Source organism: Bradyrhizobium sp. BR13661, assembly GCF_029892425.1.
GTDB lineage: Bacteria > Pseudomonadota > Alphaproteobacteria > Rhizobiales > Xanthobacteraceae > Bradyrhizobium.
This window is the reverse complement of the sequence record NZ_JARXWB010000007.1, coordinates 106,073-129,492: the sequence shown is the minus strand read 5'-3', so window position 1 is coordinate 129,492 and position 23,420 is coordinate 106,073. Positions and strand designations below refer to the sequence as shown.

Sequence of the window (23,420 nt, the reverse complement as noted above, 5' to 3'; positions counted from 1 at the left end):
GGCCAGCAGCAAACGATTAGGGGCGGCCCCGCCGCCCAATGTTTCATACGGGCCGACGCTTGATGCGCCAGACTGTGCCGACGAATTCTGAAGGACCTTTCGCGACGCTGCGGAGTGAAAATCCCGCGCGCCGCTTCGGTCCTGAAGCTTCCGATTCGGCAAGGCGCGAGAGACGGCGTTTCGGCCTTCCCCTCACCCCCGAATCAGGTGGACCGTCGCGTCACCCGGCAGCGCTCTTCGCGCCCACGGTCGATCGCGCCCGCCGCCTCCAAGAGCCAAGACATGCCCAACAAGATGTTGATCGATGCCACCCACCCGGAAGAGACCCGGGTCGTCGTGGTCCGCGGCAATCGCGTCGAAGAGTTTGACTTCGAGACCGCGCAACGCAAGCAACTGCGCGGAAATATCTACCTCGCCAAGGTCACCAGGGTCGAACCCTCGCTTCAGGCCGCTTTCGTTGAATATGGCGGCAACCGCCACGGCTTCCTCGCCTTCAGCGAAATCCATCCCGACTACTACCAGATCCCTGTCGCCGACCGGCAGGCGCTGATCGAGGCCGAGGAACAGGCGCATCGCGAAGCCGAGGAAGAGAGCGAGAACCGCTCCCACGGCCGCCGCCGCTCGCGCCACCGCAACGCCCGCCGCCGCGGCCATGGCGAGCGCGTCCGCAGCGACATCGTCGAGGGTCTCGACGCAGGTAGCGATCCCGCGGCCCGGCCGGTCGAAGGCCAGCCCCATCAAGAGTACGCCGAAGGCGCGCCGCATGAGGGCGAGTTCCTGCACGCCGATGCCGAGCATCACGGCGAGCACGAAGGTCACGAGCATCACGACCACGATCATCATGACCATGATCATGCCGATCACGGGCATGACGATCATGAGGATGATGAGCACAGCCACGATGATCATCATGATGACGAGCACGCGCACGACCATGACGACCATGGTCATGACCACGAGCACGATCATCATGACCATGAGCATCATGCCGACGAGACGCCAGCGCCCGTCGCAACGTTCAGTGCAGAACCCGTCGTTGCGGCCGAGACTGTTGCAGCGCCTCAGGATGCCTCCGCCGCCGAAGCACATGGCGAAGCGTTTGCCGAAATCGTGACTTCGCTCACCGAGCCGGCCGATGCCATTTACGCCGCCGGCGAAACGGTCGAGGCGCCGCATGGCGAGGCCGCGGATGCTGCCGAAGAAGACGACGACGAGGATGATGAGGACGGCGAGGAAGCCGAAGAGGAGGTCGTCGAATCCGTTGGCGGTGACGACGTGCTCGAGGAAGTGCCGGAACGCACCTTCCGTCCGCGCCGCCAGTACAAGATCCAGGAAGTCATCAAGCGCCGCCAGGTGATGCTGGTGCAGGTGGTCAAGGAAGAGCGCGGCAACAAGGGCGCGGCGCTGACGACCTATCTGTCGCTCGCGGGCCGCTATGCCGTGTTGATGCCGAACACCGCGCGCGGCGGCGGCATCAGCCGCAAGATCACCAGCGCCCAGGACCGTTCGCGCCTGAAGGAAGTGGTGCAGGATCTCGACGTGCCTGAGGGCATGGGCATCATCCTGCGCACCGCAGGTGCCGCCCGCACCAAGCCCGAGATCAAGCGCGACTTCGAGTATCTGATCCGGATGTGGGAGACGGTGCGCGATTTGACGCTGAAGTCGCAGGCCCCGACCCTGGTTTACGAGGAAGGCTCGCTGATCAAGCGCTCGCTGCGCGACCTCTACAACAAGGAGATCGACGAGATTCAGGTCGCCGGTGAATCCGGCTACCGCGAAGCGCGCGACTTCATGAAGATGCTGATGCCCGCCAATGTCAGCGCGGTCAGGCAGTATCGCGACGGCCAGCCGCTGTTCTCGCGCATGGGCGTCGAAAGCCAATTGGACGCAATGTTCTCGCCGACCGTGCAGCTGCGCTCCGGTGGCTACATCGTGATCAACCAGACAGAGGCGCTGGTCTCGATCGACGTCAACTCGGGACGGTCGACCCGCGAGCACCATATCGAGGACACCGCGCTCAAGACCAACCTGGAAGCGGCCGAAGAGGTCGCCCGCCAGCTCCGCCTGCGCGACCTCGCCGGCCTGATCGTCATCGACTTCATCGATATGGACGAGAAGCGCAACAACCGTGCAGTCGAGCGCAAGCTGTCCGATTGCCTGCGTCAGGATCGCGCACGCATCCAGGTCGGCCGCATCTCGCATTTCGGCCTGCTGGAAATGTCGCGCCAGCGCATCCGCGCCAGCGTGCTGGAATCCTCGACCGATCCCTGCCCGCATTGCGGCGGCACCGGCCATGTTCGCTCGGTGTCTTCGGTGGCGCTGCAGCTGCTGCGTGGCCTCGAAGAGATCCTGATGAAGGGCGCGACCCACAATCTCGTGGTCCGCACCCGCACTGACGTCGCACTCTATGTGCTGAACCACAAGCGCGGCCATCTGCGCGATCTCGAAAACGGCTTCAAGGTCACGCTGTCGGTCATCGCCGACCCCAGCGTCAGCGGGCCGCAGGCCTATGTCATCGACCGCGGCGAGCAGGTACATACGCTCGAAGCCGCCAAGGCGCTGCTGGCGGCACAGGCCGCCGCAAGCCCGCCGCCCCAGGCCGAAGAGGTCGATGACGACGAGGACGGTTTCGACGTTGAGACCGAATCTGAGGTCGAGACCGACGAGACTGAAGGTCTCAGCGAGGAGCAGTCCGCAGGCGAAGCCACACCCGAAGGCGATAGCCAGCGTCGCAAGCGCCGCCGCCGTCGGCGCGGTCGCGGCGGACAGCGTGAAGGTGAGCTTCGCGAGGATAGTCCAGCCACGCTTCCCGAGCCAGCCATGGTCGCCGGCGAAGGCGAAGAGGATAGCGAGTCCGAGCAGGATGGCGAGGAAGGCGAGGAACAGGCCGCCCGTGGCGAGCAGCAGGGCAGCGGCGAGCGCCGGCGCCGGCGTGGTCGCAGGGGCGGTCGTCGCCGTCGCGGCGGCAACGAAGACGGTCTCGCCGGATCGATCAGCGACGAGCTCGGCGGTAATCCGCCGTCGGAAGCGACCGACGCGGTGGCCGATTTCGATGGCTCCGGCACTGAGACGGCCCCGTCGATTGCGCATTCGGAGTACATCGCCCCGATTGAGCCGCCGACGTCTCGGCCCGAGCCTGAATTCCACCACGCACCGGCTGAAACGCCGGTCCAGCCCGCCCCTGCGGCTGCCGTGGCGGAGGATGAGCCCGTCGTCGACGAGAAGGCGGCCCGTCGCCGCTCGACCGTCCGCGAGAAGGTGAGCTTCCTGTCGAGCAGTCCGAGCGAGCCGGCAACTCCGGTCGCGGCAGCGCCGGAGCCGGCAACTCAATCCGAGCCGGCTCCCGAGCCCGCACCGGAAGCGGCAACCGAAACGCCAGCCGCACCGCGCCGCGCCGGCTGGTGGTCGCGCCGTTTCGGCGGCGGCGAATAAGCCGAACATCCAATGCAAAACGCCCGGTCAAGAGCCGGGCGTTTTTCGTTGTGAGGCTCGCTCGATCGCTACGACGGCAGTTCGTCGTCGCCGAGCGGCGCGACGTCACGCGATGCGATCTCGCGCAGCTGGTCGTAAAGGTCGGGCGCCTCGCTGGTGCAGAGACAGACGCCCTTGGCGGACGCCGCCTCGCCGGCGTTGAGGTAGGCGTGGCCCATGGTGCTGTCGAGATAGATGCCGTCGCCCTCACTCAGGATCTCCGGCGCGTAGAACTCGGTGTGAACGGCAACACGTCCGCTCGTCACCAGAAAATACTCTTCGCCCGCGTGGCGCAGCATCGGGCCGAATTCGTCCAGCGAGCGCGCGCGAACCTCGGCGACGATCGGCACCATGCGTTTGCCGATCAGATCGGTGCATTGATAGGTGTAGGTGTAGAACTTCGTATTGATCAGCTGCCCCTGCCCGGCCCGGCTGATGCTTCGCCGCGCGGTGACCGGCCGGCCCGCTGCTGGCGCCGCCACCGCCGGATTGAACAGCTCCGCGATCTCCATCTTCAAGCCGGAGGTGAGCTGAAGCAGCTTGTCGTACGTGAGCGACATCAGGCCGTTCTCGACCTTCGACAGGGTCGATAGCGCCATGCCCGTCCGCTCCGCGACCTGCTTGAGCGTCAGGCCTCGCGCCTGGCGGGCGGCCTTGAGGCACTGGCCGAGCTGGGAATTGGCACCTTCTGATGGCGTGATCTCGCTCATGCAGCAAGCCTATCACGGCACCAGAAAAATTGTTGGTCGATCCATCTAATCCTTTCGGCCAAAACAGCCCGCTGCACCGCGGTTTGGCGGCCCTCTGGGCACTCATGCCAGGATTTGTGCATGAAATACCCGAATTTGACAAATATTGGTGCGCCTGCCTTACTTTCCGATATGCTAAATCGTTTTCATATTCTGAAAGGGATTGGCCGTGTCCGACCTGTGCGATTCCAGCGCCGTTGAGCTGCGCCGCCTGCTAGCCACCAAGGCGATCTCGCCCGTCGAGGTGCTCGATGCCTGCCTGTCCCGCATCGCCGCCGTCAATCACGCCGTCAATGCCGTCGTGACGCTGGATGAGCCGGGTGCCCGCACTGCTGCAAAACAGGCCGAGGCCGCCATCCTGCGCGGCGAGGATCGTGGCGCGCTACACGGCCTGCCCGTCCTGATCAAGGACACCCAGGACACCGCCGGGATGCGCTCGACCTATGGCAGTCCGCTGCTGCGCGACAACGTGCCGGCCGCCGACCAGGGCTCGGTCGCGCGGCTGCGCGCGGCCGGCGCCATCATCTTCGGCAAGACCAACACGCCGGAATGGGCGGCGGGCGGCAACACCCGCAATCCCGTGTTCGGCGCGACCGGTAATCCCTTCGATCCCGCGCGATCGGCGGCCGGCTCCTCCGGCGGCTCGGCCGTGGCACTCGCCTGCGGCATGGCCCCGCTCGCCTCGGGCTCCGACACCGGCGGCTCCTTGCGCAATCCGGCCGGCTTCTCCGGCATCGTCGGCATGCGCCCGTCTTACGGTCTCGTGCCCAGCGAGAAGCGCATCTTCGGCTGGTCGAACCTGTCGACCGACGGGCCGATGGCGCGCAATGTCTCTGACACCGCATTGATGCTGTCGGTGATGGCGAGCGACGACGCCCGCGATCCGCTTGCCTACACCCTGCCCGGCGAACCCGTGCGGGCGCGTGCCGAGCGCTGGGCCACACCGCGTCCCGCAGATCTCGGCAAGCTGCGGCTCGCCTTCACCGAAGATTTCGGCTTCGCACCGACCGAGCAGGCGATCCGCCGCGTGTTCCGCCACCGCGTCAGCAAGCTCGCGCATTTGTTCGCCGAGAGCCGCGAGGCGACGCCGGACTGCACTGGCGCCGACGACGCTTTCGCCGTGTTGCGCGCGGCCATGTTCCTGGCGACGCATGGCAAGAACTACAAGGAGCGGCCGGAGATGCTCGGCCCCAACGTGCGCGCCAATGTCGAGGAAGGCCTCGGCTATTCGCTCGAAGACCAAGCCCGCGCATCGACGACGCAGACGCGGATCTACCGCGCTTATCAGAGCTTCTTCGCCGGATGCGACGTGCTGATCAGCCCGACCATCACGCTCAGCCCGCGACCCTGGTCGGAGCTCTATCCCGCCGAGATCGACGGCGAGCCGACCAAATCCTATTTTCATTGGCTCGCGCTGGCCTATGCCGTGACGCTTCCCGGCCATCCCGCGATCAGCATTCCGCTCGGGCTCGACGAAGCGGGCCTGCCGTTCGGCCTCCAGATCGTCGGCCCACGCGGTGGTGACGCCATCGTGCTCGCGGTCGCCGCGAGTATCGAGGCTGCATTCGCAAACGACGCGCAGATGTGCCGGCCGGTGCCTGACCTGGCGCGGCTTGCCGCCGCACCACCGCTATCGGCCGCGCCCGGCTTCCTCACCTGGGAATAGGCCAAGCGAGCAAGTTTGCCGGGTCGCCGGCTCATCGGAGACGCGCATGACGGAATTGTCGAACCGCAAGACCAGCATCACCGCCTTCGTCCTGCTCTACATCGCCTATTGCATCTCCTACATCGACCGCGCGGCGATCTCGCTGGCGCTGGCGCAGATCGGCAAGGATTTCAATCTTCAGGCTGCCGATCTCGGCATCGTCATCAGCGCGTTCTTCCTGGGCTATGCGGCCATGCAGGTACCGGGCGGATGGCTCTCGGACCGCTTCGGCTCGAAATATGTGGTCATTGTCACCATCGTGATGTGGTCGCTGTTCACAGCCTTCACCAGCCTCGCCTGGTCGCTGACCTCGCTGATCGCGATCCGCTTCGTCTTCGGCATCGCCGAGGGCGGCTTTCCGGCGGCGAGCATCCGCGCCATCGCCGAAGTGTTCAAGAAGGACAGCCGGCCGAAGATGGCGGCCCTGCTGGTGTCCTCGAACTATGCCGGCAGCATGGCCGCACCGCTCATCATGGCCCCGCTGATCCTCTGGCTCGGCTGGCGTCACGCCTTCAACACGATCGGCATTGCCGGCATTGTGTTTGCGGTGGCCTATTTCGTTTTTGTCCCGCATTTGCGCAGCGCCGACCAAACCGCTGCGAACGCGGCAGCGAAGGCCGAGAGCCGCGCGCCGATGCGCGAGCTCATGAAGAATCCGCTGCTGTGGCAGCTGATGGTGGTGTGGTTCGGATTGAGCTGCGTCAACAAGGGCCTGGACTCCTGGATGCCGCTCTATCTGCTGCAGCAGCGCGGGCTCGATCTCAAGACCGTCGGCGTGGTTGCTCCGATCCCGTTCGTGATGGCCACGATCGCGACCGCAATCGGCGGCTGGGTGATGACGACATTCTTCGCCGAGCGCGAAAAATATCTGCTGATCGGGAGCTCCGCGTTGACCGGTATCTTTCTCTACGCCATGTACAAATCGGAGACGATCACGATGTTGATCGTCTACCAGTCGCTGGTCTACTTCTTCAAATCCTTCGTGCTGGCTTCCGTGATTGCGCTCCCGACCAAATTGCTCCGCGACGACCAGATCGGATCCGGCGTCGGCATGGTCAATCTCGGCGGGCAGAGCGCGGGCTTCGTCGCGCCCGCGGCCATTGGCTTCATCGTGACCGGAACCGGATCGTTCGATGCAGCCTTCGGCTTCCTGGTCGCGATGACCGCGATGTCGGTCGTCGTTGCCGCGACCATCAATACGGCGCAGCCCAGGCTCGTGCCGAAACCGGCCTGACAGGAGTTCTGCCGATGCAAAGCGCAATCATTCTCGGCGGCGGCATGGTGGGCGTCGGTGCCGCCTTGCATCTGCGGCAGCGCGGCTGGATGGTCACGCTGGTCGATCGCAGGGAGCCCGGCCGAGAAACCAGCTATGGCAACGCCGGCATGATCCAGGCCGAAGCCGTGCGGCCCTATCCGATGCCGCGCGACCTCTCCTCGCTGCTGAAGATCGCGACCGGTCGCACCAACGACGTGCGCTACAGCTTTTCGTCGCTGCATCAGCACATCGAGCCCCTGCTGCGCTATTGGTGGCATTCGGCACCGAAGCGGCACCGCGAAGCCATCGCTGCCTGGGCCCGCCTGATCGCCTACGCGACGCCCGAGCACGACATTCTCATTCGCGAGGCCCATGCCGACAATCTGATCCGGCGCGCCGGATATCGCGCGGTGTTTCGCGACGCGGCTGCGATGGATCAGTCGATCAAGGACGCGGAAGCAGACCGCAGCGAGTTCGGCGTGAATTTTCGGGTGCTCTCGGGCAGCGAGCTGAGCAAGGCAGAGCCGATCCTGCGCGACGATCTTCCAGGCGCGATCCACTGGCTCGACACCTGGACAGTGTCGGATCCCGGCGCGCTGGTGACGGCCTATGCCGATCTCTTCGAGCGCCTGGGCGGCACCATCGTGCTCGGCGATGCGCAGTCGCTGCAGCAGACCGCGACCGGATGGTCTGTGAACACCGACAATGGCCGCATCGATGCAGCCAACGCCGTCGTCACGCTCGGGCCGTGGTCGCCGGATCTCCTGAACAAATTCGGCTACCGGATTCCGCTGGTGCGCAAGCGCGGCTACCACATGCACTACACTGGCGGCGCATCGCTCGATCTGCCGATGGTCGACAAGGGCCAGGGCTACGCCATGGGGCCGATGGCCAAGGGCATCCGCATCACCACCGGCGCGGAGCTGACGGGCTCGGATGCGCTGGCAACGCCGGTGCAGCTCGCCAGCGCGGAAAGCTCCGCCCGCGAGCTGATCGACCTCGGTAAGCGCGCCGAGCCGGATCCGTGGTTCGGCACCCGGCCCTGCACGCCGGACATGGTGCCCGTGCTCGGCCGCGCCCCGCGCCACCCCGGCCTTTGGATGAACTTCGGCCACGGCCACCAGGGCTTCACGCTCGGACCCGCCACCGGGCGCCTGCTCGCGGAGATGATGAACGGCGAGACGCCGTCGATTGATCCGACGCCGTACCGGCCCGAGCGGTTTTAGCCCCCTGTTTTCGCGGCAAGCACCGCGAGCGCGGCGGTCAGGCGCATCAACGGATCGTCCCATTCGCGGGGGCGGCGCTGACGGAACAGCCGCATGGTCGGATACCACGGGCTATCCTCGCGATCGCGCAGCCAGCGCCAATCGAGCGCATAGGGCGTCAGCATCCACACCGGACGGCCGAGCGCACCGGCAAGATGCGCGACCGAGGTGTCGACGGCGATGACGAGATCGAGCGCCGCGACAGCCGCTGCCGTGTCCGCGAAATCGCCCAGCGCAGGCGCGAGGTCGATGACGGTCTCGCGCAGTGCAGTCAGGACGGCAGCGTCTTCATCGCGCGGCTCCTTTTGCAGGCTGTAGAGTTGCACCCCCGGCATGATGAGGCGCGGCAACACCGCCTCGGCCGTGAGCGAGCGCTGCCGGTCGCCCTTGTGCCTGGGATTGCCGGCCCAGACCACGCCGACCTTCAGCCTGATCTCGCGACCGAGCACGGCTCGCCAGCGCGACAGCCTCGCGGGATCCGGATGCAGATACGGAACGGCGGCGGGCAGATTGTCCAGCGTCGTGCCGAACAGGCGCGGCAGGCTCATCAGCGGCGTCTGCAGATCGAATGGCGGCAGCGCCTCGCCACGCGGGATCACGGTGACATCTGGCAATTGCCGCAGCAGCGAGGCGAGCGCGGGCTGCACCTGCAGGATGATCTTGCCGCCTTTCCCCGTCACCATCGGCAGATAGCGCACGAAATGCAGGGCATCGCCGAGGCCGTATTCGGCGAAAACCAATAAGGTGCGCCCGGCGAGCGGCTCGCCCTGCCATTCCGGCTCGCCGAAGACGGGATCGCCGTCCGACAGCGTCTTGCATTTGCGCCGCCACCGGTAGGCGTCGAACCCCTCGGCGAAATGGCCGTTCATCAGCAGGAAATGCGCGTGGTTGTACTGCGCGAGCGGCTGCTCCGGATCAAGTGCGACGGCGCGGGCCGAGACCGCGAGCGCCTCGTCGAGCTCCCCGGCATTGCGCAGCGCCACCGCGAGATTGGCGTGGCCCTTGGCATAGGATGGATCGGCCGCAACCGCACAGCGATGCGCAGCGACCGCATCGGCGACGCGCTCCTGCTTCTCGAAGATGATGCCGAGATTGGTCCAGGCCGGCGCGTGATCGGGCTTCAGCAGCAGCGCCTGCTCGCAGGCCGCAACGGCGGCGCCGAGTTCGCCGAGATCGGACAGGCAGGCGCCGAGATTGGTCGCGACCACGTGGTCGGCAGGATCGCGCGCGAATGCCTGCCGGTAGATCTCGGCGGCCTCACTCAGATGGCGGGCTTCATGCAGCACCAGGCCGAGCAGGCGCAGCGCCGCGACATGATCAGGCGCGAGCGCGATGGCGCAGCGGTACTGGACGATAGCCTCTTCCAGCAACCCTTGGCGATAGAGCGCCGCACCGAGATTGCACAGCAACCCGACATCATCAGGTGCGAGCTCCAAAGCACTGCGATAGGCGTCTGCGGCATCACAAAACCTGTTCTGGTCCGCAAGCACGTTGCCTAGATTGAGCCAGGCGCCGCGATAGGCAGGCTCGCGCGCGATCACGGCGCGATAGGCGTCTTCGGCCTCGATCGGCCTCCCCTGCTCCGCGAGCGCGACGGCGAGGTTGAAGCAGGCGCGCGTCAGATGTGCATCGAGCGCGAGCGCCCGGCGATAGGCGGTCTCCGCCTCGGCGAAGCGAGACAGCTCGCCCAGCGCCACCCCAAGCTTGTTGTGCAGGCCGGCATCATCGGGCCGTCTGCGCAGCGCGCGCTCGAACGCGGCCACCGCGCCCTCTTGTTCACCCTTCACCGCGAGCGCATCGCCAAGCGTGACCAGCGCCGGCGCATGATCAGGGTCGATGCTGAAGACCCGGCCGAGCAACGCCGCACCGTCAGCGGCGCGGTCCGTGACGAAGGCGGCAATCGCAGACAAATGCAGCGCCGGCACATGATCCGGCTCGGCCTTCAGCACCTTCGCGCAGAGGAGTTCGGCATAATCGTGCCGTCCCGCCGAAAAATGCTCGGCCGCCTCCCGCATGATCATATTTACAGTCGCATTGCGCACGATTCCGCCCGTCCCTCGACATCAGAGATGCCAGTTGAACGCGCGAGGCCGCAAATTCCGTCAGTCGACCTGCGTGGCAAGGCACGCCATTGCCGAGGAAGGCGTGTCGTTCAAGGTGATTGCAGAGGTGATCGGCAAACGGCTTGGCGTGCCGGTGGTCTCGAAATCGATCGACGAAGCCGAGGCACATTTCGGCTGGTTCGCGCGCTTTGCGGCCGTCGACGTCCCGACGTCGAGCGCGAAAACCCGCGCCTTGCTTGGCTGGCAACCGAAAGAAAAAGGGCTGATCGAGGATCTCGACCAGCCCTATTACTTCCAGGTCTGACGGCGCATCGCGCCGTTAGATCCGGGTCAGTCCGTCGTGACCGCGGTCTCCATGTCGGTCGGATCGATCTGCTGGCTCAGCCGCGCGTTGAGCTTGTCGCGATCGAGCTCGCCCTCCCACCAGGCGACGATCACGCAGGCCACGCCGTTGCCGCAGAGATTGGTCAGCGCGCGGCACTCGCTCATGAACTTGTCGATGCCGAGCACGATCGCCATGCCCGGCACGAGGCGCGGGTCGACCACCGCGAGTGTCGCCGCCAGCGTGATGAAACCCGCACCGGTGATGCCGGAAGCGCCCTTGGACGTCAGCATCGCCACGACCAGGATCGTGAGCTGCTGGCTGAAGGTAAGGTCGTAGCCGAGCGCCTGCGCGATGAACAGTGTCGCCAGCGTCATGTAGATGTTGGTGCCGTCGAGGTTGAACGAATAGCCCGTGGGCACCACGAGGCCGACCACCGACTTCGAGCAGCCGAGACGTTCGAGCTTCTCCATCAGGGACGGCAGCGCGCTCTCGGAGGACGAAGTGCCGAGCACGATCAGCAACTCGTCCTTGATATAGGCCAGGAACTTGAAGATCGAGAAGCCGGCCAGACGCGCGATGATGCCGAGCACGACGAAGACGAACAGCGCGGCGGTCAGATAGAACGTCGCGATCAGCCCCATGAGGTTGAGGATCGCCCCGGTGCCGAACTTGCCGATGGTGTAGGCCATCGCGCCGAAAGCGCCGAGCGGCGCTGCACGCATCACGATGGAGATGACCCCGAACACCGCGTGCGCCGCGTCGTCGATGAAGCTGCGGATCACATGGCCGCGCTCGCCGAGGCCCATGATGGCGAAACCGAACAGCACCGAGAACAGTAGCACCTGCAGGATCTCGCCCTGCGCGAAGGCGCCGACCACGGTGTCGGGAATGATGTGCAGGATGAAGTCGACGGATTTCTGCGCCTCCGCCTGCTTGGCGAAACCGGCGACGGCCTGCGCGTTGGCGGCGGCATTGCCGAAGCCTGCGCCCGGCTTCACGACGTTGCCGATAATGAGCCCGATGATCAGCGCGAAGGTGGAGACGACTTCGAAATAGACCAGCGCCTTGACGCCGATGCGGCCGACCTTCTTGGCATCCTGGATGTGGGCAATGCCCGACACCACGGTGCAGAAGATGATCGGGGCGATCACCATCTTGATCAGCTTGATGAAGCCGTCGCCGAGCGCCTTGATCCAGTCATTGGTGGCGATCTGCGGCCACAGCCAGCCGACGATGGCGCCGAGCACGATCGCGATCAGCACCTGGACGTAGAGAACCTTATACCACGGCTTGGCCGTAGCAGGTGCGGCCGGCGCGCCGGCCATCGTTGTCGTCGTCATTGTTTTTTTACTCCCCCCTCAAACTCAGAGCCAGCCAAGATCAACTTGGCCGGCTCTGTCAATCGGAACCATTCCGCATGGTGAAATCTACCTGCGGCGGCCGACCATCCGGCGCGCTGCCGGCATCAGCGCGGCCCCAAGCGCGTTCTTGACAACCGAGGCCGCGATGAACGGCACGACACCGACCAACCATGCCTTGTCCGAGCCAAGGCCGATGCCGTAGGCCAGCCAGCCGAAACCGGCGATGAAAATGACGACATGGCCGACCGCCATCGCCAAGAACAGCAGCGCGATGTTGCGATCCCAGCCCCGCTCGGCCAGCCAGCCGGTGATGAACGCAGCCGCCACGAAGCCGTAGAGGTAGCCGGCGGTCGGGCCGAGCAGCGGTGCGATTCCACCGACCGGACCAGCAAACACCGGCAGCCCGATCGCGCCCTCGGCGAGGTAGGCGACCATGGTTGCGCTGCCAAGGCGCCAGCCATAGCCAGCGCCAATCATCAGCACGACCAGGGTCTGCAATGTCATGGGCACGTAAGGCAGCGGCAGGCTCACCTTGGCCGACAGCGCCATCAGCGCGGTGCCGAGCGCGATCAGCACGACCGCGCGCACGGCGCCCACGGCTTCACCCGGCCGGGTCGGCCACATCACTGCGGCGAGAGGGGAATGGGCGGCGGCAGATTGGACGGTTCGGTCAGACAAGATGCACTCCGGAGGTATCGCGAAAACTGGCGGCTATTTAAGCCAGTGAGCGATCCGGTCAACCGCCTCCCGCATCTCATCAGCCGAGCGCGCATAGGAGAATCGTATGAACGAGCGGCCATGGATCGGATCGAAATCGACGCCCGGTGTTGCCGCAACATGGGCCTTCTCCAGCATCTGCTTGGCAAAGTCGAGACTGTCCGAGGTGAAGTCCGAAACATCGGCATAGAGATAGAATGCGCCGTCCGCTGGCAGGAACTTGGCCAGCCCCGCCTTGGGCAATCCCTCGATCAGGATGCGGCGGTTTTCCTGATAGCCGTGCTTGATCTCCTCCATCTCGGCCGTGCCGTCGAACGCAGCTTCGGCTGCGATCTGCGACAGCGACGGCACCGAGATTGAGAGGTTCTGCTGCAGCCGCTCGATCGGACGCACCAGCACATCAGGCACAACCATCCAGCCGACGCGCCAACCCGTCATGCAAAAATACTTCGAGAACGAGTTGATCACGAGTGCGTGCGGCGACAGCTCCGCCGCCGTCACTGCCGGAAACGCGTAGTCGAGCCCGTGATAGATCTCGTCGGAGATGAAGCGGATGCCGGCATCTTCCGCCGCGGCGATCAGGCCGGCGAGCGCCTCGCGGGACATCATCGTACCCGTCGGATTGGCGGGGCTTCCAACCAGCACGCCCTTCAGCGGCGCTTTGCGATGGGCGGCCAGCAGCGCCTCGCCGGTCAGCGCGTGGCGCGTGTCATTGGTGGTCTCGATCAGCACCGGCTCGCAGCCGAGCGCGGTGAGGATGTGGCGATACGGCGGATAGCCGGGCACCGTCACCGCCACGCGATCGCCCGGCTCGAACATCGACAGGAAGGCCAGGATGAACCCGCCGGAGGAGCCCGTGGTCACCACGATCCTGTCGGGGCTGACGGTGCAGCCATAGGCGTCGCGATAATGCCGCGCGATGCGTTCACGCAAGCTGGGAATGCCGAGCGCCGAAGTGTAATCGATCCGGCCGGTCGTAAGGGCCGTCTGCGCCGCTGCGATCGCGGTCTTCGGCGCGCCCGCCGCGGGCTGGCCGACCTCCATGTGAATGACATGGCCGCCGGCGGCCTCGATCCGGGCTGCCGCGGCCATCACGTCCATCACCATGAACGGGGGAACATCGCTGCGGCGGGAGGGTTCGAGCCACGGCTCCACCCGGTTCCTTAGTGTCGCATCGTGCATTGATTTCTGCTATTTCGCTGGCAAAACAGGGCGCTTGCGCCCCAGACTAGCCGCATTATACGGCTCATAAGGGCATATCGCGTATCCGGTCCGCCGCCAATCACCAAAACCAATCACGAAACTGCATCCAGCTTCGCTTGCAAGCCCGTTTGACCCAGACCGTTTGATGTTGCTCCAGATCGCATTGCGCAAGAAGGCCTCTGCCCTCACCGCCCTCGTCACGGCGGCCGCGATCGCGCTGCTGCCGATCCCGGCGACGCAGGCGCAGGAAGGCCGTGGACCGCCGGTCCTGCGCGATTCCGAAACCGAGCAATTGCTGCGCGAATATACCCGCCCGATTCTGCGCGCCGCCGGTCTGGAGAAGCAGAACATCCAGATGGTGATCATCAACGACAGCTCGTTCAACGCGTTCGTCGCCGATGGCCGTCGCATCTTCGTCAATTGGGGCGCGATCCTGCAGTCGGAGACGCCGAACCAGCTGATCGGCGTGCTTGCCCACGAGACCGGGCACCTGGCCGGCGGCCATCTGGCCAAGATGCGCGAGCAGCTCGCCAGCGCCCAGACACAGATGATCATCGCCATGCTGCTCGGCGCCGGCGCGCTTGCCGCAGGTGCCAGCCGCGGCTCCAACAGTGGCAATAACGGCCTCGCCAATGCGGGTGCGGCCGCGATTGCCGGACCGCAGGAGATGATCCGCCGTTCGCTGCTGTCCTACCAGCGCCAGCAGGAGGAGAACGCCGACCGCGCCGGCGTGAAATTCCTGACCGCGACGCAGCAGTCGCCGAAGGGCATGTACGAGACCTTCAAGCGCTTCACCAGTGAAAGCCTGTTCGCGGCCCGCGGCGCCGATCCCTATCTGCAGTCGCACCCGATGCCGGCCGAGCGCGTCGCAGCGCTCCAGGAATTCGCCAGCACCAGCCCCTATTGGGACAAGAAGGACGACCCCGCGCTGCAGCTCCGCCATGACATGGTGCGCGCCAAGATCTCCGCCTTCATGGAGCGGCCGGAGGTGGTCTATCGACGATACCCCCAGACCAATGACAGCCTGCCGGCGCGCTATGCCCGCGCCATCAGCACCTATCTGCACGGCGATTTGCGCAGCGCCCTCACCCAGATCGATGCCCTGATCGCGGTGCAGCCGAACAACCCGTATTTCTACGAGGTGCGCGGCCAGGCCCTGCTGGAGAGCGGCAAGCCGGCCGACGCCATCGCCCCCCTGCGCAAGGCCGTCGCGCTGTCAAACAATTCGGCCCTCATCGAGATGTTACTTGGGCAGGCTCTGGTTGGAACCGATAATAAGACCTACACGGACGACGCCATCAAGATTCTCCGCGCCGCGGTGGCACGGGAGCCGGAAGCTCCGATCGGCTTTACCCAGCTCGCGATGGCTTATGGCCGGAAGGGAGACTATGCCGAGGCGGACCTTGCTTCGGCCCAGGCCGCTTACTTGCGCGGCGACAACAAGACCGCTCGCGAGCTTGCCACGCGCGCGAAAACCCGTTTCGCCGTCGGCACGCCCGGATGGGTCAAGGCCGACGACATCGTGGCGTCGAAACCGCCGCGCAACTAGCCCGAACCGCCATCTTGACGTCACGACACCACGATTTAGTCCGCCGCGACGTTTTTTTCGAAACCTGCTCTGGATAGAGGATTTGCCAATGCCTTCGCTGCGCCTGCTTGCTCCCGCGCTGTTTGCGCTCGCCATGTTTGGCGCAATGGGACCGGCTTCGGCCGAAAGCTTCTCGGATGCCCAGCGCACCGACATCGAGGCGATCATCAAGAACTACCTGGTCAGCCATCCTGAGGTCCTCGAGGAGGCCATGACCGAGCTCACCAAGCGCCAGGCGGCTGCCGAAACCGAGAAGCACGAGGCCAGCATCGCGCAGAACTCGGATGCGATCTTCAATTCGCCGCGCCAGGTCGTGCTCGGCAACAAGGACGGCGACGTCACCTTCGTCGAGTTCTTCGATTACAATTGCGGCTACTGCAAGCGCGCGATGACCGACATGCTCGACCTGATGAAGTCCGATCCCAAGCTGAAGGTCGTGCTGAAGGAGTTTCCGGTGCTGAGCCAGGGCTCGGTCGAGGCCGCGCAGGTCGCGGTCGCCGTGCGCATGCAGGATCCCTCCGGCAAGAAATATCTCGACTTCCACCAGAAGCTGCTCGGTGGCCGTGGCCCGGCGGACAAGGCCCACGCGATGCAGGCCGCCAAGGACGCCGGCCTCGACACCGCGAAGATCGAGAAGGACATCGCGAGCTCCGAGGTGCGCACCACCATCGAGGAGAACTTCAAGCTGGCTGAGGCGATGGGCATGAACGGCACGCCGAGCTACGTGATCGGCAAGCAGATCGTGGTCGGCGCCGTCGGCCTCGACAGCCTCAAGGAAAAGATCGGCGTCGCCCGCTGCGGCAAAGCGACCTGCTGATCCCGCGTTTACAATTCACGCATGCCAGGAGGCCGGCTGAAAAGCCGGCCTTTTTCGTTGACTGAAAATTGGCGTGAATCCGGCGCGACCGTTCATCCCGCGTTTAAGAAACAAATGCCGGGGAACAGCAGATGTTCCGGAACAAGTGACACCTCCTCTCGTTGTCGGCGCGGGCAATGACGCAGAATAAACACGTGAGGAGAGATTCAATGTCGAACCGCTTTATGATCTCGGTTGCCGCGCTCGCGCTCGTCGCCGGCGCCGGTCTGGCGAACGCACAAGGCACCATGAAGAACGACAGCGGCGGCGCCGGTGCGCAGCCGATGCAGCACGCGCAGCCATCGGGCGGCGCCGCTGAACGCGGTGGCGCGATGGGCAAGGAAGCGGCGCCCGAGAAGGGCACGGTGGGTCAGGCCAGCGGCTCCAGCACTCTGAAATCAGGCGAAGAGAAATCGTCCGGCGCGATGGAGAAGTCAGGCACGGCCGAGAAATCCGGCGGCATGGAAAAGTCCGGAGCGATGAACAAGAACGCGGCTGACGAGAAGGCCAGCACAGCGAAGGGTGAGCACGCCCAGAGCGCGCAGGACAAATCGACCCAGGACAAGTCAACCCAGGACAAGTCGAAGAGCATGAGCTCGGACAGCTCGACCAAGTCCAACAGCAAGGACATGAAGGCCGAGGACAACAAGGCCGGCACTGCGGCCAAGAGCAACAATGCCGAGAACCCTCCGGCTGCGACCGACAGCAAGTCGCAAACCACGACCGGCAATGCCGCGACGTCGGCGACCGCCGCCCCGCCGGCGGAGAAGCGGACCCAGATCGTGTCCGCGATCAAGTCCGAGAAGATCGAGGAGACGACCAACGTCAACTTCAACGTCTCGGTCGGCGCAACCATCCCGGCGAGCGTCCACTTCCACCCGCTCCCGCAGCGGATTGTCGAAATCTACCCGGAATGGCGTGGCTATGACGTGATCTTCGTGCACGGCCAGTACATCATCGTCCGTCCGCAGACGCGCGAGATCGTCTACATCATCGAAGGCTAACCGCCTCGTGAGATCCGAATGAGCCCTTGCCGAGAGATCGGCAGGGGCTTTTGGCCTTTGGGCTGGCCTCCCCAGCCGGCCCAGGCCGACAGCCATGATTACAACTGGTTAACAAGCAATTTCCGTAGCTTCCACACAGGTTTTTGCATACTGGGTGAGGTGCCTGAACCGGTCCGGCAGGCCCTTCAAGGCTTCCCCTCACGCGCTTTGTTACCTATAACCCCCGCCACGCCGAAACACCTTGCCAGGACGGGAATGGCCGAACCAGCTACCGACACGATCCTCGTTCTCAACGGGCCGAACCTCAACATGTTGGGGACGCGCGAGCCCGAGAAGTACGGCCATGCCACGCTGGCCGACGTCGAGGCGCTGTGCCGGGAGACGGCGGCAACCTTCGGCCTCAAGGCCGATTGCCGGCAGTCCAACCGCGAAGGCGAGCTGATCGACTTCATCCACGAGGCGCATGGGCGCAAGATGAAGGGCATCATCGTCAACGCCGGCGGCTATTCGCACACCTCGATCGCGCTCCACGACGCGCTGCTCGCGGTGCAGATTCCCACCGTCGAAGTGCACGTGACCAACATCCACGCCCGCGAGAGTTTCCGTCACCATTCCTACACCGCGCGCGCGGCCTTCGCCTCGCTCTGCGGCTTCGGCATCGAGGGCTACCGCCTCGCCATCCAAGGCCTTGCGGCCAAGCTCGGCATCAAGCCCAAAGCCTGACGCTCCCTCTTCACCCAGAACATTCGGATCAAAGAACATGGCGCGCCAGCCAGACGACAAAGCAGCCGCAAAGTTTTCCAGCGACGATTCCGCGCTCGTCCGTGAGCTCGCCCTGCTGCTCGACGAGACCAGCCTCACCGAGATCGAGATCGAGCGCGCGGGCCTGCGCCTGCGCGTCGCCCGCAACATCAGCGTCGCCGCGACCATGCCCGTTCCGGCGGCGCATGCGGCTCCCGCGCAGGTCGCGGCACCGGCCGCGGCCCCTGCCGCTTCCGGGACAGACATGTCGAAGCATCCGGGCGCCGTGACCTCGCCGATGGTCGGCACCGCCTATTGGGCGCCGGAGCCCGGCGCCAAGCCGTTCGTCGAGGTCGGCGCGAAGGTGTCGGTCGGCCAGACCCTGCTGATCATCGAGGCGATGAAAACGATGAACCAGATTCCCTCGACCCGAGCAGGCACCGTGACGCAGATCCTGGTCGAGGACGGCCAGCCGGTCGAGTTCGGCGAAGCGCTGGTCATCATTGAGTGAGGGAGTGGCGAATAGCGCGTAGCGAATAGCTACTCGTTCATTTGCCATTCGCTATTCCCCATTCGCCCCCGAGGCACCATGTTCGACAAGATCCTCATAGCCAATCGCGGCGAGATCGCCCTTCGCATCCTGCGCGCCTGCAAGGAGCTCGGGATCGCGACCGTCGCCGTGCACTCCACCGCCGATGCCGACGCCATGCATGTGCGTCTGTCGGACGAGAGCGTCTGCATCGGCCCGCCGCCGTCGAAGGACAGCTATCTCAACATTCCGGCGCTGCTCGCGGCCTGCGAGATCACCGGCGCGGATGCCGTGCATCCCGGTTACGGCTTCCTGTCGGAGAATGCGCGCTTCGCCGAGATCCTCGGCGAGCACAACCTGCAATTCATCGGCCCCAAGGCCGAGCATATCCGCCTGATGGGCGACAAGATCGAGGCCAAGAAGACCGCCAAGCGGCTCGGCATCCCCGTGGTGCCCGGCTCCGACGGCGCGGTTGGTCCCAACGACGACGCGATGGCGATCGCGAAGAAAATCGGCTTCCCCGTGCTGGTGAAGGCGGCGGCCGGCGGCGGCGGCCGCGGCATGAAGGTCGCGCAGACCGAGGCGGATCTCCTGATCGCGCTGTCGACGGCGGCGAACGAGGCGAAATCCGCCTTTGGCGACGCTTCCGTTTACCTGGAAAAATACCTGCAGAAGCCGCGTCACATCGAGATCCAGATTCTCGGCGACGGCCGCGGCGGCGCGATCCATCTCGGCGAGCGCGACTGCTCGCTGCAGCGCCGCCACCAGAAGGTCTGGGAGGAAGGCCCCTCGCCCGTGCTGGCTGCGGCGGCGCGCGCCAAGATCGGCGAGACCTGCGCGAAAGCGATGCGCGAGATGAAATATCTCGGCGTCGGCACCATCGAGTTCCTGTTCGAGGACGGCGAGTTCTACTTCATCGAGATGAACACGCGCATCCAGGTCGAGCATCCCGTCACCGAGAGCATCACCGACATCGATCTCGTGCTGGAGCAGATCCGCATTGCCGCCGGCGGCGAGTTGCCGGCCAAGCAGAGCGAAATCCAGATCATCGGCCACGCCATCGAGTGCCGCATCAATGCGGAGAACCCGCAGACCTTCCGCCCCTCGCCCGGCCGGATCTCGCAGTACCACCCGCCCGGCGGGCTCGGCGTGCGCATCGATTCCGCTGTTTATCAGGGCTACCAGATCCCGCCTTATTACGACTCGCTGGTCGGCAAGCTGATCGTGCACGGCAAGACCCGCGCCGAATGCCTGATGCGGCTGCGCCGCGCGCTGGACGAGATGGTGGTGGAGGGCATCGAAACCACGCTGCCACTGTTCCGCGACCTGGTGCGCCAGGACGACATCATCAACGGCGACTACCACATCCACTGGCTGGAGCAGTACCTCGCCGGCAAGCCGGAACCTTCAGCGAAATAACTCGTCGGCCGACGGAACCCTTTGGCCCCAATCGCATTATGGACCGTTGGGGACAGTTCCAAGGGGCTATTTTGCACTTCACTCCGCGTAACAAGATGAGACCGTCGTGACGGCTGGAGAACAGCGGCGACGCGCATTTTGGCAGATCCTGCTGTTCACGGCGGGATTGCTCGTATTGACCGTGATCAGCGCCGGCTCCGTTTATCTCGTGAACAAGGCACGCGACGACAACAAATGGGTGATCCACACCATCGAGGTGGAGAACCAGGTCAATAACCTGCTGCTCGAGATCCGGCGCGCCGAGAGCGGCGCGCGGGGCTTTCTTCTCACCAGGGCCGCGATTTTCAAGACCGATCACGACAAGGCCGTCGCGGCCGTCATTCCCGCCCTCGACAGGGTCAAGGGCCTGACCGCCGACAATCCGGAGCAGCGTGACAATATCGAGAAGCTGAGCTCGGTGATCGAGTCTCGGCTCGGCCAGTTCTCGATGGAGATGGATCTCCTGAGCCAGGGACAGGCCGACAAGGCCGCCGCGCTCGTAAGCGAGGCCGCCGCCGCGGACACCACGGCCACGATCGGCCAGATCGCGACTGCGATGATGCAGGAGGAGGAACGGCTGTTTCGGCTCCGCTCTGCCAATGCCGACCGCAGCCAGACCCTGGCCGCCTCGATGACCGGCATCGGCTCCGGCCTCGTCGTCGTCCTGGCATTGGTCTCGATCTGCCTGGTGCGTCGCTCGGCCCGTGCCCGCGATGACGCCGAGACCCGCCTGCGCGACGCCAACCTGAACCTCGAGACTACCGTCGACGAGCGCACGGCAGACTTGCGCGAAGCCAACGACGAAATCCAGCGCTTTGCCTATATCGTCAGCCACGACCTGCGCTCGCCGCTGGTCAACATCATGGGCTTCACCAGCGAGCTCGAAGACTTGGGCAAGGACATCTTTCGGCGGATCGGAGGTCTCACGGGCGTGCCAGCAGACGGTCCACCTGTCGAGGTCGCGGACATTCCGCTCGATGGTCCCGACAAGCAGATGTCGGCGGATTTTTCCGAAGCGCTCGGCTTCATCAAATCCTCGATCGCGCGGATGGACCGGCTGATCTCGGCGATCCTGAACCTCACCCGCGAGGGGCGGCGCGAGTTCCATCCCGAAAAGATCGAGACTCGCGACCTCGTCGAGGCCATCGTCTCGTCGATGGCGCATCAGGCGGCCGAAGCGCGGGCCGAGATTCACATCGCGCCGCTGCCTGATATCGTCAGCGACCGCCTTGCACTGGAGCAGATCTTCTCCAATCTGATCGACAACGCGATCAAATATCTCAAGAACGGCGTGCCCGGCGAGATCACAATCCGCGGGCGCACCAAGCTCGGCTACGCCATCTTCGAAATCAGCGATAACGGCCGCGGCATCGACGCGAGGGATCACCAGCGGATTTTCGACCTGTTCCGCCGCGCGGGAACCCAGGACAAGCCCGGTCAGGGCATCGGCCTTGCCCATGTGCGTGCACTTGTGCGCCGCCTCGGCGGCACCATGTCGGTATCGTCGGAACTGAACGCGGGCAGCACCTTCACGATCACACTGCCCATCTCATGGAACGCCAGCAACCGGAACGCCGATAAATGACCCAGCCTGTCAGCATCATCATGATCGAGGACGACGAGGGCCACGCCCGGCTGATCGAACGCAATATCCGCCGTTCCGGCGTCAACAACGAGATCATCTCCTTCGCCAACGGCACCGAGGCGATGAAGCATCTGTTCGGCGCCGACGGCACCGGCCTCGCCCAGAAGGGCAACGCGCTGCTGATCCTGCTCGACCTCAACCTGCCCGACATGAGCGGGATCGATATCCTCAAGCAGATCAAGGAAAACAAATATCTCAAGGCCTCGCCCGTGGTGGTGCTGACCACGACCGACGACAGCCAGGAGATCAAGCGCTGCTACGAGCTCGGCTGTAACGTCTACATCACCAAGCCCGTCAATTACGAGAATTTCGCCAATGCCATAAGGCAGCTCGGCCTGTTCTTCTCGGTCATCCAGGTCCCGCCCGCCGCCTCATGACCCAACAGCGCACGCCAACACTGCTCTACATCGATGACGACGCCGCGCTCGCGCGCCTGGTCGATCGTGGCCTGACGCGGCGCGGCTACAAGGTCATCCATGCCGCCAGCGGCGAGGAAGGCCTCGAGCGTATTCGCAACGCCGGCGCACAGGGCTGCATCGATGTCGTAGCGCTCGACCAGTATATGCCCGGCCTCGACGGGCTCGAGACGCTCGAGCGGATCATGGCGATCCCGGATGCCCCACCCGTGGTGTTCGTCACCGCCTCGCAGGATTCCAGCATCGCCGTCACCGCACTCAAAGCCGGTGCCGCCGACTATCTCGTCAAGGACGTCAAGGGCGACTTCATCCCGCTGCTGCATGTCGCGGCCGAAGGCGCGCTGCGCCAGGCCGAGTTGCAGCGCGCGCGCGAGGAAGCCGAGGCCGAGATCCACGCCTCGCGCGACCGCTACGCCGCGCTTGCCGCCGAACGCGAGCTGTTGCTGCGCGAGGTCAATCACCGCGTCGGCAACTCGCTCCAGATCATCGCTTCGTTGCTGCACCTGCAGGCGAGCTCGGCCGCTCAGGACGAGGTCAAGGCTGCGCTGACCAACGCGATGGGCCGCGTCGCCGCCGTCGCCCAGGTGCACCGCCGCCTCTACACCTCGCAGGATCTGAAGAGCGTGGTGCTGAACCAATATCTGGAATCCCTGCTCGAGGATCTCAGGCGTTCCGCCGAAGGCAACCGCATGTCGCGCCTGACGGTGAAGGCCGAGCCGATCGAGATCGACCCGGACCGCGCGGTCGCCGTCGGCATCATCGTCAACGAGCTGGTGATGAACGCCGTGAAATACGCCTATCCCGACGGCGCCGGCCCCATTCATGTCGAGCTGACCTCGCAAGGCGACGATCTGCTGCTGTCGATCACCGACGATGGCGTTGGCAACAACGTCAAGGCCGATCCGCGCTCCACCGGCATGGGCCAGCGCATCGTCGCGGCCATGGCCTCGAAGCTGGACGCCACGGTCGAGCGCGATCCCGACCATTCCGGAACCCGCATCACCCTGCGGTTCGGCCGCGACCCGGTGGTATCGGGCAAGGCGAGCAGCGCAGCGGCGGGTTGATCCCC

Annotated in this window: 18 protein-coding genes and 1 pseudogene; 14 read left to right on the top strand and 5 right to left on the bottom strand. The window is 65.0% G+C overall.

What is annotated here, in order from left to right; translation table 11 throughout:
* The first annotated feature begins 282 nt into the window (after positions 1–282).
* Entirely contained in the window at positions 283–3,432 is a 3,150-nt protein-coding gene (locus M2427_RS14075; protein ID WP_280706945.1) for a ribonuclease E/G, read from the top strand.
* Positions 3,433–3,500: 68 nt separating this feature from the next.
* Here M2427_RS14075 and M2427_RS14070 read toward each other — a convergent pair whose 3' ends face one another.
* Positions 3,501–4,181 carry an XRE family transcriptional regulator gene (locus tag M2427_RS14070; protein ID WP_280706944.1) on the bottom strand — a complete coding sequence of 227 codons (681 nt, stop codon included), beginning with the start codon at positions 4,179–4,181 and terminating at the stop codon, positions 3,501–3,503.
* 208 nt (positions 4,182–4,389) lie between these two features.
* On the opposite strand from M2427_RS14070, the gene M2427_RS14065 reads away from it, so the two are divergent.
* The 3 genes from M2427_RS14065 to M2427_RS14055 are packed head-to-tail and all read left to right on the top strand — an operon-like array spanning position 4,390 to position 8,406.
* Positions 4,390–5,886, top strand: a complete 1,497-nt coding sequence (locus M2427_RS14065) for an amidase family protein (protein ID WP_280706943.1) — start codon at positions 4,390–4,392, stop codon at positions 5,884–5,886.
* 46 nt (positions 5,887–5,932) lie between these two features.
* The gene (locus tag M2427_RS14060) at positions 5,933–7,159 is read left to right on the top strand and encodes an MFS transporter (protein WP_280706942.1); all 1,227 of its coding nucleotides are present in this window, start codon (positions 5,933–5,935) and stop codon (positions 7,157–7,159) included.
* Positions 7,160–7,173: 14 nt separating this feature from the next.
* A complete protein-coding gene (locus tag M2427_RS14055) occupies positions 7,174–8,406 on the top strand; it encodes an FAD-dependent oxidoreductase (RefSeq protein ID WP_280706941.1) in 1,233 nt (410 codons plus the stop codon).
* Here M2427_RS14055 and M2427_RS14050 read toward each other — a convergent pair.
* Positions 8,403–10,466 (bottom strand): tetratricopeptide repeat protein, encoded by a 2,064-nt coding sequence (locus tag M2427_RS14050; RefSeq protein WP_280706940.1) that lies wholly within the window; start codon positions 10,464–10,466, stop codon positions 8,403–8,405. The two genes, M2427_RS14055 and M2427_RS14050, sit on opposite strands and share 4 nt — an antisense overlap.
* Positions 10,467–10,572: 106 nt before the next feature.
* Here M2427_RS14050 and M2427_RS14045 point away from each other — a divergent pair.
* Positions 10,573–10,812: pseudogene (locus M2427_RS14045) on the top strand (3-beta hydroxysteroid dehydrogenase); the annotation flags it as partial.
* A 26-nt stretch (positions 10,813–10,838) separates the two neighbouring features.
* On the opposite strand, the gene M2427_RS14040 reads toward M2427_RS14045, so the two are convergent.
* The 3 genes from M2427_RS14040 to M2427_RS14030 form a co-directional block, all read right to left on the bottom strand.
* A complete protein-coding gene (locus tag M2427_RS14040; RefSeq protein WP_280706939.1) occupies positions 10,839–12,173 on the bottom strand; it encodes a dicarboxylate/amino acid:cation symporter in 1,335 nt (444 codons plus the stop codon).
* Between the two features lie 87 nt (positions 12,174–12,260).
* Entirely contained in the window at positions 12,261–12,818 is a 558-nt protein-coding gene (locus M2427_RS14035) for a biotin transporter BioY (RefSeq protein WP_280707164.1), read from the bottom strand.
* A gap of 87 nt (positions 12,819–12,905) precedes the next feature.
* The gene (locus tag M2427_RS14030; protein WP_280706938.1) at positions 12,906–14,093 is read right to left on the bottom strand and encodes an aminotransferase class I/II-fold pyridoxal phosphate-dependent enzyme; all 1,188 of its coding nucleotides are present in this window, start codon (positions 14,091–14,093) and stop codon (positions 12,906–12,908) included.
* A gap of 166 nt (positions 14,094–14,259) precedes the next feature.
* Between M2427_RS14030 and M2427_RS14025 the strand changes: the two genes are divergently transcribed.
* The 9 genes from M2427_RS14025 (at position 14,260) to M2427_RS13985 (ending at position 23,415) form a co-directional block, all read left to right on the top strand.
* Complete coding sequence (locus tag M2427_RS14025; RefSeq protein WP_280706937.1) at positions 14,260–15,663, top strand: M48 family metalloprotease; 1,404 nt, start codon at positions 14,260–14,262, stop codon at positions 15,661–15,663.
* A gap of 88 nt (positions 15,664–15,751) precedes the next feature.
* Positions 15,752–16,519, top strand: a complete 768-nt coding sequence (locus M2427_RS14020) for a DsbA family protein (RefSeq protein ID WP_280706936.1) — start codon at positions 15,752–15,754, stop codon at positions 16,517–16,519.
* 209 nt (positions 16,520–16,728) lie between these two features.
* Complete coding sequence (locus tag M2427_RS14015) at positions 16,729–17,562, top strand: DUF1236 domain-containing protein (RefSeq protein WP_280706935.1); 834 nt, start codon at positions 16,729–16,731, stop codon at positions 17,560–17,562.
* Positions 17,563–17,817: 255 nt separating this feature from the next.
* Positions 17,818–18,285, top strand: coding sequence for a type II 3-dehydroquinate dehydratase (gene aroQ, locus M2427_RS14010; RefSeq protein ID WP_280706934.1), 468 nt, complete (start codon positions 17,818–17,820; stop codon positions 18,283–18,285).
* A gap of 37 nt (positions 18,286–18,322) precedes the next feature.
* Entirely contained in the window at positions 18,323–18,814 is a 492-nt protein-coding gene (gene accB / locus M2427_RS14005; RefSeq protein ID WP_280706933.1) for an acetyl-CoA carboxylase biotin carboxyl carrier protein, read from the top strand.
* Between the two features lie 78 nt (positions 18,815–18,892).
* On the top strand, positions 18,893–20,251 hold the full coding sequence (gene accC, locus M2427_RS14000) for an acetyl-CoA carboxylase biotin carboxylase subunit (protein WP_280706932.1): 1,359 nt from the start codon (positions 18,893–18,895) through the stop codon (positions 20,249–20,251).
* A gap of 106 nt (positions 20,252–20,357) precedes the next feature.
* A complete protein-coding gene (locus M2427_RS13995) occupies positions 20,358–21,875 on the top strand; it encodes a CHASE3 domain-containing protein (RefSeq protein WP_280706931.1) in 1,518 nt (505 codons plus the stop codon).
* Positions 21,872–22,312: a response regulator gene (locus M2427_RS13990; RefSeq protein WP_280706929.1), complete on the top strand. Its 441-nt coding sequence runs from the start codon at positions 21,872–21,874 to the stop codon at positions 22,310–22,312. Before M2427_RS13995 ends, M2427_RS13990 begins: the two co-directional genes overlap by 4 nt.
* On the top strand, positions 22,309–23,415 hold the full coding sequence (locus M2427_RS13985) for a histidine kinase dimerization/phosphoacceptor domain -containing protein (protein ID WP_280706927.1): 1,107 nt from the start codon (positions 22,309–22,311) through the stop codon (positions 23,413–23,415). The genes M2427_RS13990 and M2427_RS13985 overlap by 4 nt, the downstream gene beginning before the upstream one ends.
* Positions 23,416–23,420: the final 5 nt, after the last annotated feature.